The sequence below is a fragment of the Candidatus Methylobacter oryzae genome (assembly GCF_003994235.2).
GTDB classification, from domain to species: Bacteria; Pseudomonadota; Gammaproteobacteria; order Methylococcales; family Methylomonadaceae; genus Methylobacter_A; species Methylobacter_A oryzae.
In genome coordinates this window covers 74,569-87,145 of the sequence record NZ_RYFG02000026.1, presented here as the reverse complement: position 1 = coordinate 87,145, position 12,577 = coordinate 74,569, and the positions used below count along the sequence as shown (strand labels likewise).

Genomic DNA, 12,577 nt, shown 5'->3' with positions numbered 1-12,577 from the left:
ACATGAAACAAGTCGAACTACTTTCTCCCGCCGGAACCCTTAAAAATATGCGTTATGCTTTTGCATACGGCGCCGATGCCGTTTATGCGGGATTGCCTCGCTACAGCTTGCGGGTGCGCAACAATGATTTTCTTGCCGATAATCTGGCCAAGGGCATAGACGAAGCCCATCGGCTGGGCAAGAAATTTTTCCTGGCGACCAATGTGATTCCGCATAATGCCAAGGTTAAGACCTTTATTAAAGATATTACCCCGATTATCGCGATGCAGCCGGACGCTTTGATCATGGCCGATCCGGGCTTGATCATGATGACCCGGGAAGCCTGGCCGGACATGCCGATACACCTGTCGGTGCAGGCCAATACCGTCAATTATGCCTCGGTCAATTTCTGGAAAAGCATGGGCGTCGAGCGGGTCATTTTGTCCCGCGAGCTGTCCTTGGATGAGATTGAAGAGATTCGCCAGCTTTGTCCCGACATGGAGCTTGAAGTGTTCGTGCACGGCGCATTGTGCATTGCTTATTCAGGCCGCTGCTTGTTATCCGGTTATTTCAACCATCGCGATCCTAACCAAGGTACGTGCACCAATTCCTGCCGCTGGAAATACGATACGCTTCCCGCCGAAGAAAATGCCGAGGGCGATTATCTGCCGGTTGGCGGCGCAACGCTGTCGATGTCCGACATCAGCAACGCCAGCTGCGGCGGTGCGGAAAGGCATCCGTTGGCCGACAAGATATATTTTCTGGAAGAAGAGGGGCGTAAAGGTGAATTATTGCCGGTCATGGAAGACGAAAACGGCACTTACATCATGAACTCGAAAGATTTGCGAGCCATCGAGCATGTGCAGCGTCTGGTCGAAATCGGCGTGGACAGTCTTAAAATCGAGGGCCGTACCAAATCGCATTATTACGTAGCGCGAACTGCGCAGACCTATCGTCAGGCGATTGACGATGCATTGGCCGGGCGCGCGTTCCAGCCGGAGCTGATCGGTGTCCTGGAAAATCTTGCGAACCGCGGATATACAGACGGTTTTTATCAGCGCCACCATACCCATGAGCATCAAAACTACCTGACCGGTTATTCCAAAAGCCATCAGCAGCAATTTTGCGGAGAAATCAGGAGTTATGAGCGGGAGACCGGCTTGGCAACGATTGACGTGAAAAACAAGTTTTCTGTCGGCGACAAACTGGAACTGATATTGCCTGAAGGCAATCAGGACATTACCGTTGAACGCATGGAAGGCATGTACGGGCAAGCGATGGAAGAAGCCTCGGGCGGCGGCTATGAAGTCAAAATACCGTTGCCGGAAATACGCGGCGATCATGGCTTGCTGGCGCGCTATACTTGAGATAGGTACAAGGTTAAAGCTTGCCGCCTTGTGCCTCTACTTTTCTCCTTTTGAGACTTAAATTATGACTTTCACTACTGCCGATCTTTGCGATGCGCATTCGGAAGACAATCACTTCCAGATTGCTGAACCGCTGCTTAAATCATACGGTGGCCGTTCAAGATTTTGCGGCCAAATCACGACAGTTAAAGTTTTTGAAGATAATGTCTTGATCAGGTCCGTGCTGGAACATAAAGTTGAAAACAGGGTGTTAGTGGTCGATGGCGGCGGTTCGCATCGTTGTGCGTTGTTGGGCGCCGATCTGGCAAAACTTGCTATTGCCAATGGCTGGCAGGGGGTCGTGATTCACGGTTGCATCCGCGATTCTGAAATTATCGATCAACTCCCTATAGGGATACGCGCGTTGCATACCCATCCCTTAAAGAGCCATAAAAAAGATCATGGCGACCGCGAGTTGGTGGTCACTTTTGCCGGCGTCAATTTCAAACAAAATCATTTCTTATATGCTGACGGCGATGGAATTATCGTCTCAGAAACAATGTTGAGTTAAAATAACTTCAAATTAACCCAGTGAAGAAGTCAAGATATGCAAATTGTACTCGCTAATCCCCGTGGATTCTGTGCCGGTGTAGACCGGGCTATTGAAATCGTCGATCAGGCCATTCAGGCTTTCGGTGCGCCGATTTATGTTCGCCACGAAGTTGTCCACAATCGCACGGTTGTTGACGGACTTAAAGAAAAAGGCGCTATTTTTATCGAAGATTTAACGGATGTGCCGGTCGGTTCTTATCTGATTTTCAGCGCTCATGGCGTTTCCAAGCAAGTGCAGAAAGAAGCTAAAGAACGTAATTTAACGGTTTTCGATGCGACTTGTCCGCTGGTTACCAAAGTTCATTTGCAAGTTGCCAAGCATGCTAAAGAGGATCGCGAAGTTATTCTGATCGGTCATGCCGGACATCCTGAAGTTGAGGGGACCATGGGGCAATATGAGCGCTGTACGGATAACGGCGGTATTTATCTGGTCGAAACCCCGGAAGACGTTAAAAACCTGGAAGTAAAAAATCCCGATAATCTGGCTTACGTTACTCAAACAACTTTGTCGATGACCGACACCAAGATTATGGTCGATGCGTTGAGAGCCCGCTTTAAAGCGATACAGGAGCAGAAAAAAGACGATATTTGCTATGCGACGCAAAATCGCCAGGATGCTGTTCATGAGCTGGCTAAAACGGCGGATATTATTCTTGTCGTCGGATCGCCGAATAGTTCCAATTCCAACCGCTTGCGCGAAATTGCCGAACAACTCGGTAAGCAGGCTTACTTGATCGATACTGCAAAAGATATGCAGAAAAGCTGGTTTGAGGGTATTGCTGTCGTCGGCGTTACCGCCGGGGCTTCCGCTCCGGAAGTTCTGGTCCAGGAAGTTATCAGTCAATTAAAAGAGTGGGGCGGACAATCGACTGTGGAAATCCAGGGCATAGAAGAAAAAGTAGTATTCTCTTTGCCTAGAGAATTAAAGAAACACATCAATTAACACTCTTCGTTACAGGGAGGCGTTCATTTAAATGAGCGCCTCGATCTGTCTTCGGCACTGACGTAACCTGCGTCCGGATTAAAATTGAGAAAAAACTGCCGTTTTTATCTAAAATAGCCGCTGCCAGCAAACTAATCTGAATATATCGATAATGACAGGGCAAACTAGCTTATAAGAAATCCGCTCCTTGTTATTGCTAACATTACTTTTATTTTAAAGATGATTATGACACTTACTGCAATGGACCTTGTGGCTCAAGCCAAACAAAATATTGTTGAAATTGATGTTAATGAAGCAAAAAACTCCTTGGGGACAAGTCTTGTTCTCGACGTCAGGGAACCTGTTGAATATGCTGCCGGCCACTTGCCGGGCGCGTTCAATATATCTCGCGGCGTATTGGAATTTAAGATAGGTTCGCATCCCGATTTTCAGGACAAACAAGATGCCCATATCATTGTTTATTGTCAGTCCGGCGGTCGCTCAGCATTGGCAACGGAAGCATTAAACAAGATGGGATACAATAATGCCGTCAGTATGGCAGGCGGATTCAAAGCATGGACCGAAAGCGGTAATGAAGTCGTCTAAATGCCCGAACTGGAAGTTATCCGTTTAGATAAGTGGTTATGGGCCGCGCGTTTTTTTAAAACGCGCTCATTAGCGGCTGAGGCTATTTCCGGCGGTAAAGTTCATGTTAACGACCAGCGCGCGAAGCCTGGGAAAGAAGTTAAAGTCGGCGCCAAGCTTGCCATCAGTAAAGATAATTATCGCTGGGACATTACAATTACCGCGATTATTAGCCAACGGCGGTCCGCTAAAGAAGCCGTCCTGATGTATGAGGAAAGCGCTGAAAGCCGTGTCAAACGCGAACAGCAAATTATCCAAAATCGCGAGCAGCGGGAATTATTCGACTTTAGCGGCAGGGATCGTAAACCGAACAAGAAAGAAAGACGGTTGATTCACCGCTTTAAACAAGGGTAGAGCGTTATAAACAGGTCGGCGGTTTAGGCAAGCCGGCCAGCTTACAGGCATATTTTAAAGGGCCTTCGGGAAACAATTTATGTAAATAGCGGCTATTGCCTTTTGCTTCTCCAAGCTCTTTGGCAATTGCTTTAGTAAAAAGCCTGGCATTGGGCAAATGTTTAAATTGTTGATAATAACGCCGAATGAACCAAATAATTTCCCAGTGGTCATCGTTCAGCTCTATATTGTTTGATGCAGCCAACTGTTGGGCAACATTTTCATCCCAATCTGCCGCGTTTATTAAAAAGCCCTGTTCGGTGAGTTCCAAATGTAACTCCGCATCTATCACGTCCATGACTGAATAACCGCGTTATTAACCGTTAATTCAACCAGTCCGGCGTAGTCTATCACCTCAATCTCTTCAATCAGCTCATCCTTGGCAATGCCTCGTATGACAATGTCATCCGCTAATACGCATAAGCGATTGTTGCTTAATTGCCGCTTTAACACAGCGTTTATATTGCTGTTTTGTAAAACCCGCAGAACGGCATTTTCAAGAAATACCACAACATCGTCCGGATCAATGCGCTCTAAAATAGCCGCTTCAATAGGCGACTGAAAAATAAGGTGCAACATGCTAGGCGCTGTCAGTCAATTTGAGTCCGACAATTCCGGCAATCACCAGGGTAATCGACAGCAAACGGTACCAGTCGGCCGATTCCTTAAACAAAATAATACCTAATATAGCGACGCCAACCGCCCCCATGCCGGTCCAGACAGCGTATGAAGTACCCAGCGGCAGGGTCTTGATTGCCAGTATCAGCAAATAAAAACTCAAGCCGCCGGATGCCATTGTTATTATGCTGGGCCATAATTTGCTAAATCCTTGATTATATTTGAGACTTAAAGCAAATATTATTTCCGCGACGCCCGCGGAAAATAAAAGTAACCACGCCACACACACCCCTTTTCTTTGTGCTTAGATACCAAATATTCTACAATATATTAAAGTTAACGGCATTTAAAAACATTTTAGATAAACCTTTACCGGTAAACTGAAGAAAAAATCAGAAGATAAGCTACGAATTCACCCGATAGCGCTCGCGTTTGAACGAAACTATTCAGTATCTAGGCAGCAACCTTTAATAATAAGGAGTGAGTTTTGGCGCAATACATCATGTTTTGCATTCAATGAAAATAATCAATAACCAACTAATACATATTAATGAGTGATATATCTTCTTTTTCCATCCAGAATCCCAAGCAAATAATCAATCATTTATCGTTATTAGTTAAAAATAAATGTTTGCTCACTGCTCGTTTTGGCGCAAATAATGAGTCTTATATCACTACCTTGCTCGGCGTCAATGAAGCGAATAATTCAGTCATTCTGGATTACGGTTCGAAAGAAGATTTAAACCAACGCATCCTCAATGCCGGCAGAGTTGCATTCGATACTGACTATAACGGCATTAAAGTGTCTTTTACCGGAAGCGCTCTTAAAAAGATTACTTATAAAAACGATCCGGCTTTCAGCATGCCGATTCCTAAATCTCTCTATTGGATGCAGCGTAGAGAGTATTACAGGGTAAAATCGCCGATTTCAAAAGCCAGTTACTGCCAATTAATCATAGAAGGCAGAGAGCCGGTTAATCTTAAATTGTACGATATTAGTCTCACTGGTTTTGCAATGCTGAATGTTTCCAGAGAAATTTCCGATTTACTGGTTCCGGGCTCATCAATTCCTCAAAGCAAACTGATACTTGCCGAGACAGGTGAAGGAATGATTTCTTTCGAGATCCGGGCCAAATATATAATTAACCCCGACAAGCTTCAAAAGATTCAAAAAATAGGCTGTAGATTCATTGACTTGGCGCGGCCGGTTGAAGAAATTATTCAGCGTTATATGCACCAGATCCAACGGGAAGACTTACAGAAAGAGTGATAAGAGCCGCTCGGTTAAAATACCAGACGCTCTTTATAATGCTCATCGGCTGTTTTATACGCATCAAAGTACTTATGGCTACCGCCCGTTGCTCGACAATCAACTAAAGAAACTGCCATTACCCATGAGCGACGACACCTCTTTTTCAGTCAGCAACCGAAGGCAAATAATTTACAATTTATCGATACTGCTTAAGAATAAATGCCTGCTCAGTGTCCGTTTTGGCGAAGGCAAGGCGTTCTTTCTTACCGCAATACTTGAGATTGACGAGAAAAATAATTCCATCGTTTTTGACTACGGCCCCAAAGAAGCTCTAAACCAACAGCTTCTTAAAGCTCCTAGAATCATTTTCGAAGCCGATTTTGCAGGCATCAAAGCTTCTTTTAAAGGAAGCAACGTACAACAAATTCTTTATAACGGGGAACCGGCGTTTACGATGCTTATCCCCGAGTCAATCTTTTGGATGCAACGCAGGGAATACTTTCGAGTAAAATCGCCGCGTTCAAAAGGCAGTTATTGCCAATTAAACCTGCAAGGACAGGACCCCGTTAATTTACTGCTTTATGACATTAGCTTGACTGGTTTTTCGGTACTTAACACCTCAACTAAAATATCCGATTTATTGATACCGGGAACCCAATTGGAGAAATGCAAGCTTGTACTTTCAGGGGCAGGTGAAGACATTATCGCTTTTAAGATTTGCTCTAAACTTATCATTAATCCCGATAAAATTGCCGCGCTCAAAATTCAAAAAATAGGCTGCTTGTTTACCCAAATAACACCTGTATTTGAGTCGGTCGTCCAGCGCTATATCAATCAACTTCAACGAGAAAGCATACAAAAAATGCATGAACAAAATTAAGTTCATTACCATAAGAAAACACTTTCAACTCGCGTAAAGTAATGGATATAACTTCTACCTCGGCTTCTCCACGACGCAATATCATTACCGTTAGCCAGCTTAACCGCGAAACCAGCCAATTACTCGCCGAGCATTTTTTGTCTGTTCTGGTTGAAGGCGAGCTATCCAACTTAAGCACCCCGGCTTCCGGACATATTTATTTTTCGCTGAAAGACGCTAATGCCCAGGTTCGTTGCGCAATGTTTCGTACCCAACAACGAAGGCTGGCCTTCAAGCCGGAAAACGGCAAACAGGTTATTGTTAAAGCTCAAGTCAGTCTTTATGAGCCCAGAGGCGATTACCAGCTTATCGTCGAACATATTGAAGAAGCCGGTGACGGCGCTTTGCGTAGGGCCTTCGATGCACTGAAGCTTAAATTGTCCGGGGAGGGTTTATTCGACGCCGCTCACAAGCAAGCTTTGCCGACGCTGCCGAAAGCAATCGGCGTTATCACTTCACCGACAGGTGCCGCTATCAGGGACATACTGACGGTATTGAAAAGGCGATTTGCATTGATACCGGTTATTGTTTATCCGGTTGCCGTGCAAGGCGATAACGCAAAATATGAAATTGCCAAGGCGATAGCCACCGCTAACCAGCACAAGCACTGCGACGTTATTATTCTCGGACGCGGCGGCGGATCGTTGGAAGATCTTTGGGCATTCAATGAAGAGCTTGTCGCCAGGGCCATTCACGACAGCGAAATTCCGATTATTTCAGGCGTCGGACACGAGACCGACTTTACCATTGCCGATTTTGTTGCCGACCTGCGCGCGCCGACGCCTTCGGCAGCCGCGGAGCATGCCAGCCCCGACCAGCAGCAATGGCTGTCGCGCTTCATGTATCTGGAGTCCAGGCTGCAACAGCAAATGCAACGAAAGTTGAACCAGAAACAGCAGACTTTGGATTGGCTGTTCAAGCGCTTGGAACAGCAACATCCCGGCCAGAGACTGGCTAGAAATGCGCGACGAATGAACGAACTGGAAGCCAGGCTTAACCAGGCCATACAGGCAAAACTCCGCCATATAGCCGGCACGATTGAAGCCAAAACGGCCAAGTTATGGCAGCATAATCCTGCGATAGCGATAAACAGTCATAAGCAACGGCAAAGCTATCTAAGCAAACGGCTTACTTCCGCAATGGACCATAAGCTGGAAAAGCTTAACCAGCGTTTATTAAACGCCAGTCAAACCTTGCATGCGGTCAGCCCGTTGGCAACGTTGAACAGAGGGTATTCGATGACCGTCAATCAGGTTTCAGGGGAAATCATCCGCTCCGTCGAACAACTCAAGCTTGGCGATACGGTTCAAACCCGCCTCGCGCAAGGCAGGTTCAGCAGCCAAATTACAGGTATTGACCGGGATTAGCGCCCGGTTTGATAAAAGGCCATTGCTGTATGACTTTATAGAAAACTCCTTCCGGCTCGCTGCAAGATTCAACGAGACAGAAGGCTTCGGCTTGCCAGGTGACCGGTTCAATTACCGTCTGCGGTAGATGCCTGACATGCCGAGCCAAGGTGATATGCGGCGTATAGGGCCTTTCATCGGTATGTAGGCCGAGATTTTCCGCCGCTGCCCGCAATTGGGACGCCAACATGACTGCCGGCTCCGGCGCGGGTTGACGGCATGTCAGGCATAAGACTTTGGGTTTACTCCAGTAATTTAGCGCGTCAAAAGTCAATGTAAAAGGCTGAGCGTTAATATCGGCGGCGGCCAGCTTAATCAATGCTTCAGTATCTTTGTCAACAGAACCCAGGAAAACCAGCGTGACATGGAAATTGTACGGTTTTACCCATTTTAACGTTTGCGCGGAAACGGATTGCGTTAAACGGCTTAGCGTTTTTCGGGTCTTATCGTCAGGCCATAAAGCAAAGAATAATCTTGACGTATCGGGCATGGCTTTAAATTATCGGGTTACGGACAAAATTCTATCGGCAACAGGCGGATTTTGGTAATTTTGATAGGGTGTGAGTAGATGTGGATTTTGCTCTAAACGACGCGCCGTCCGTGGCGCGTTGAGGCTTATTTAACAAGGAAATCCCGCATCATGCCCATATCCTCGTGCTCCAGATTGTGGCAGTGATACATGAACAGTCCTTTAAAGTCGTTGAACGGTTTTAGCAGCGTAACCTTTTCGCCCGGCATCACCAGGACGGTATCTTTCCAGCCGCTGTTGATGAATCCCGATGAAACAGTGGCATAGCTATCCTCGAAGCCGGGGCTTATTTCCCGTTTGACGATCTGGAATTGCTCGCCATGTATGTGCATCGGATGCGGCATATTCATCATGCCATGCATACCGCCTCCGCCAAAACCATTATCGAACTCGATGAGTTGCAGGCTGTTAAGCGGAATAATTTCATCGGGCTGAACATCGTCCATTTTATAGGAACGGCCGTTTAGCAGCGCGGACATGTGCTGCATCGATAATGCGATGGTTCTGGGCTGGCCGGCATTCGCGGCATTCTTGGCCTGTAGTGCAGTGATCGGGGTCAAGGTTTTGGGTAGGATATTATCGCCTTGCTCCTTTTTGGCGACGCGGATTTTTAGAATCGGATAGTCCGATCCTGAAGGCAAGGTGCTGACGGACATCATGCCTCCCCCCATCATGCCCCGGTGTCCGCGCCCTCCCATCATTCCGCCCCCCATCATGCCCATGCCGCCGTGAGTCGACGCATTAAATTTGAGGCTGCGTAATGTCAGCTCGGTACCGACAGCCCGTCCGCTAAAGTCCATCCACGCATCGATTCTTTCTCCGGGCGCGAGCATCACATAAGGATATTGTTCGGGCTTTTCCAGCAAGCCGCCGTCAACGCCTATGACGGTGATAGGCGTGTTGTCACCCCACGCCAATTTATAGATACGGGAACTGGAGCCGTTGACCAGCCTGAACCGATAAGCGCGTGTCGCCACCGGTAATACAAAGTCGGGCCTGCCGTTGACCAGGATATGGTCGCCTAAAAAGCCCTGCATGCGCTGCATCATGTGTCCCGAATAAGCCAGCTGGTTTTGGCCGTCAAAACTGCGATCCTGAATCACCAACGGCACATCAAGCTCGCCCTTGGGTAAGTTCAATGCCTGTTCTTGATCGTCGGTGACGATTAACAAGCCCGCCAGGCCGGAATAGACTTGCCGGGCAGTAACGCCATGGGCGTGGGAGTGATAAAAATAGGTACCCGCCCGATTCAGAATCTCAAATTCATAAATATAACTTTCGCCGCGATTAATCGCATACATCGGGTTGCCGTCCATATTGGCGGGAACATGTAGGCCATGCCAGTGCAGAATCGATTGTGCCGGCAAATTATTATTAAGGATCAGCCGGACTTTTTGGCCTTTCTTGAAACGCAAGGTAGGAGCCAGATAGGTCCCTTCATTATTATCAAGCACAGTTGAAGGTCCGCTTAGGACCTTGCCGGTAATTTTCCAGATGCGGGTTTTTTCGCCGTTTAAAATAGCGACATCGGCTACGTTCATAGCCAATTCGATTTCAACGTCGGGAAGAAAATCGTCGGACGGCCTGTTGGTTCTGACGAATCCGCCTGTCTGTGCCCAGCTCGGGTAGGTGGCTGCTCCGGCGATACCGATTGCGGCATATTTTAGAAACTTGCGGCGTTGAGAATTAATCGTGGTTTTCATCTAGGCTTCCCCCAATTCAACTGATATTAGCATGTCGTAATATGCGACTTTGTATCATAGTTTTTGCAATATGCGTTAATTGGGATTGAGTTGTTTGAGCGGTGAAAATATACAGTCTAACCGGCACTGCCGGGCATCGCATTATTAAGCAAAAAATCTACGTAGCGGTAAGGATGACGGCTTGCAGCGAAACGGCGCTTGCTGTTCGCGGCGAGTGAAGACTCGGATATCAGCGCAGATATTTATTCGTGATTGAAAAAATAGGCCTTGGCTTTGATCTTTAATTGCTTTGCCAAACGATAGACAGTGGTTTCGGTGACTTTCGCATGCGCCCATTGCAGCCAGCGAGTGATGGTCGTATACGTGATTCTCAGGAAGGCAAAAGTTAACAGTTGCGTTTTGGTCAGCGCAAACACTCGGGCTATCAACAAAGTGCCAAGTAATTTAGCCAATATTTCCAGCAGGATACCTTGCAGAATCAAGCCATTTGCCAGCAACCAAAACGCGGCAAGATTGATCGGCGTAACAATCAGTACCGGAATGGTAAAGGCTACTAGCGCCATGTTTGCCGTTGTCTGGCTGAGCCATTGTTCAAATCGTTGCAGGTTCAGCCATTGGGATAATAAGCGTCCAAATGCCGTTAATAAATCCCAGAGCCATTCTTCGATAATCAGGAAAATAGCTAAAATGGAAAGCAGCGTTTTTTTCATAGTGTGGCCTGTTTTTGTAAGTGCTGCATTATTCACCGTTAAAGCTACATTTCCAGCGTCTTAGATGAAATTTTCAGACATGACTTGGTTTCTGCCGTTTTCTTTCGCTCGATACATCGCCCTGTCCGCGCGTTCGATCAAGCTTTCGACGGTGTCGTTTATTTTAAAGCAGGAAACACCGATAGAAATGGTCACCGTTCCAATCGATTTCTTACTACCTTTCAGTTTTAACGGATACTGGGATAAAGAAGTTCTTATATTTTCGGCAACTTCCAGCGCTGTGTTAATCTGCGTATCGGGCATGATAATGGCCATTTCCTCGCCGCCATAGCGTGCTGCATAATGCTGTTCGTTAATATGGTGCTTCATCAGGTTAGCCGTATAGCGCAATACGTTATCCCCCATCTGGTGTCCGAACGTATCATTGACCTGTTTGAAATGATCGATGTCTAAAATAAGCAGGCAAAGATCGAGCGCGTTGTGTTGGTGAGTTTCAACGAATTCGTTCAGTTTCTGATCGAAAGCACGGCGGTTTAAAAGACCTGTCAAAGCATCCGTTTTTGCCGTTTCGCGTACTTGCGCGAGCTCTTGACGCAGCCGCTGCATTTCCTTCTTGCTCTCGTCCAGTTGCGCTTTCAACGCCATGCTGGTTTCGGCAAGACCTTGGGTTCCAACGATAATTTCGGCTAAAACTATTTTAATTTCAGCCAGGTTCTGGTTGTTTTCGAGTTTTTTACTGTGGTTCTGGAAGTCTATTGTGGCTGCGTTGGCTTGTTCGCCGGTGGTATTTATGATGTCGCCGGTTTTATTAATAAGCTGTAGCAGAACGTGATTTATTCTTTCCAGGGAATCGATCGAGGTATCGCAGATATATTTCTTGAAGAGTGCAACGCTTAATTCAGTCGTAAAATCATCCTGCTTTGCCAGGATTTCATCCAAGTCATTGTTTAAGTCAATGTTTCTACCAAGAATATACTCATAGAAAATGGCAAAATTCAGCGGATTGGTTGCGATTTTATTCTTCGACATGAAAGGAAGTATTTGCCGCAAATATTCCGCGTTTTGTTCCAACTTGTCATCGTATTGAGGAAGAAAGGTTAAATCATTAATTTTCATCAGCGTTAGTCGGCTACTCTCTATTTCCAAGTGTTTATTTCCATGGGCTAGTATCTTCTAATTCAATACCTAAGCAAATATATATTACTTTAAAATTCAAAATGCATTCCGGCATCATAAAGCTGAGTTGAGCGGCTGGTCCGCTCAAACCCTACTTATGCCCTGTGGGTATAAATATCTACGGAGCCACACTCTACATTGTACGCGGGATGAGCTAAATATTGATAATCCATAGTTAAGCAAGTGGAACTCTAATGACAAGCCGGGCGGGATGTAGTTTTAACGCGGGCCTATTCGGCAGTGCGGTTATAGGGGTAAGTTCGACCATATAGGTTAAGACCTCTATCTTTAAAATTTCAATCTGGTATCTTTGTTGCTTGGATGGCTTTTTTAAATTCAGTTAAAAAGTGAATTGCGCTTTAATTGA

General features: G+C 46.4%; 15 protein-coding genes. 8 read left to right on the top strand and 7 right to left on the bottom strand.

From position 1 onward, the window contains the following. Positions 1-2 precede the first annotated feature (2 nt). The 5 genes from trhP (at position 3) to EKO24_RS05980 (ending at position 3,858) form a co-directional block, all read left to right on the top strand. Positions 3-1,346 carry a prephenate-dependent tRNA uridine(34) hydroxylase TrhP gene (gene trhP / locus EKO24_RS06000; RefSeq protein ID WP_127027179.1) on the top strand — a complete coding sequence of 448 codons (1,344 nt, stop codon included), beginning with the start codon at positions 3-5 and terminating at the stop codon, positions 1,344-1,346. A gap of 64 nt (positions 1,347-1,410) precedes the next feature. Next, a complete protein-coding gene (gene rraA, locus EKO24_RS05995) occupies positions 1,411-1,896 on the top strand; it encodes a ribonuclease E activity regulator RraA (RefSeq protein ID WP_127027180.1) in 486 nt (161 codons plus the stop codon). 36 nt (positions 1,897-1,932) lie between these two features. Further along, positions 1,933-2,880 (top strand): 4-hydroxy-3-methylbut-2-enyl diphosphate reductase, encoded by a 948-nt coding sequence (gene ispH / locus EKO24_RS05990; RefSeq protein ID WP_127027181.1) that lies wholly within the window; start codon positions 1,933-1,935, stop codon positions 2,878-2,880. Positions 2,881-3,105: 225 nt separating this feature from the next. Beyond that, entirely contained in the window at positions 3,106-3,465 is a 360-nt protein-coding gene (locus tag EKO24_RS05985; RefSeq protein ID WP_127027182.1) for a rhodanese-like domain-containing protein, read from the top strand. After that, complete coding sequence (locus tag EKO24_RS05980) at positions 3,466-3,858, top strand: RNA-binding S4 domain-containing protein (RefSeq protein ID WP_127027183.1); 393 nt, start codon at positions 3,466-3,468, stop codon at positions 3,856-3,858. 4 nt (positions 3,859-3,862) lie between these two features. On the opposite strand, the gene EKO24_RS05975 is transcribed toward EKO24_RS05980, so the two are convergent. From EKO24_RS05975 to EKO24_RS05965, 3 genes are read right to left on the bottom strand one after another with little or no spacing between them, the layout of a single operon-like run. Further along, the gene (locus EKO24_RS05975) at positions 3,863-4,195 is read right to left on the bottom strand and encodes a TusE/DsrC/DsvC family sulfur relay protein (protein WP_127027184.1); all 333 of its coding nucleotides are present in this window, start codon (positions 4,193-4,195) and stop codon (positions 3,863-3,865) included. Continuing rightward, positions 4,186-4,476: a sulfurtransferase complex subunit TusB gene (gene tusB / locus EKO24_RS05970; protein WP_127027185.1), complete on the bottom strand. Its 291-nt coding sequence runs from the start codon at positions 4,474-4,476 to the stop codon at positions 4,186-4,188. Before tusB ends, EKO24_RS05975 begins: the two co-directional genes overlap by 10 nt. Position 4,477: 1 nt before the next feature. After that, the gene (locus tag EKO24_RS05965; protein ID WP_127027186.1) at positions 4,478-4,798 is read right to left on the bottom strand and encodes a DMT family transporter; all 321 of its coding nucleotides are present in this window, start codon (positions 4,796-4,798) and stop codon (positions 4,478-4,480) included. A gap of 267 nt (positions 4,799-5,065) precedes the next feature. On the opposite strand from EKO24_RS05965, the gene EKO24_RS05960 reads away from it, so the two are divergent. Genes EKO24_RS05960 through xseA form a run of 3 tightly spaced genes read left to right on the top strand, consistent with a single transcriptional unit; the run spans position 5,066 to position 8,053 of the window. Beyond that, positions 5,066-5,785: a flagellar brake protein gene (locus EKO24_RS05960; RefSeq protein ID WP_127027187.1), complete on the top strand. Its 720-nt coding sequence runs from the start codon at positions 5,066-5,068 to the stop codon at positions 5,783-5,785. Next, on the top strand, positions 5,724-6,647 hold the full coding sequence (locus tag EKO24_RS05955; protein ID WP_241674411.1) for a flagellar brake protein: 924 nt from the start codon (positions 5,724-5,726) through the stop codon (positions 6,645-6,647). Before EKO24_RS05960 ends, EKO24_RS05955 begins: the two co-directional genes overlap by 62 nt. A 41-nt stretch (positions 6,648-6,688) precedes the next feature. Then, positions 6,689-8,053 carry an exodeoxyribonuclease VII large subunit gene (gene xseA / locus EKO24_RS05950; RefSeq protein ID WP_162853330.1) on the top strand — a complete coding sequence of 455 codons (1,365 nt, stop codon included), beginning with the start codon at positions 6,689-6,691 and terminating at the stop codon, positions 8,051-8,053. Here the strand turns inward: xseA and thpR are convergent. From thpR to EKO24_RS05930, 4 genes are all read right to left on the bottom strand, one after another. Next, a complete protein-coding gene (gene thpR, locus EKO24_RS05945; RefSeq protein WP_127027188.1) occupies positions 8,031-8,582 on the bottom strand; it encodes an RNA 2',3'-cyclic phosphodiesterase in 552 nt (183 codons plus the stop codon). The two genes, xseA and thpR, sit on opposite strands and share 23 nt — an antisense overlap. Before the next feature lie 125 nt (positions 8,583-8,707). Further along, on the bottom strand, positions 8,708-10,324 hold the full coding sequence (locus tag EKO24_RS05940) for a multicopper oxidase family protein (protein WP_127027189.1): 1,617 nt from the start codon (positions 10,322-10,324) through the stop codon (positions 8,708-8,710). Positions 10,325-10,566: 242 nt separating this feature from the next. Next, a complete protein-coding gene (locus tag EKO24_RS05935) occupies positions 10,567-11,034 on the bottom strand; it encodes a hypothetical protein (protein WP_127027190.1) in 468 nt (155 codons plus the stop codon). Between the two features lie 60 nt (positions 11,035-11,094). Further along, positions 11,095-12,150 carry a GGDEF domain-containing protein gene (locus tag EKO24_RS05930; protein ID WP_127027191.1) on the bottom strand — a complete coding sequence of 352 codons (1,056 nt, stop codon included), beginning with the start codon at positions 12,148-12,150 and terminating at the stop codon, positions 11,095-11,097. Positions 12,151-12,577: the final 427 nt, after the last annotated feature.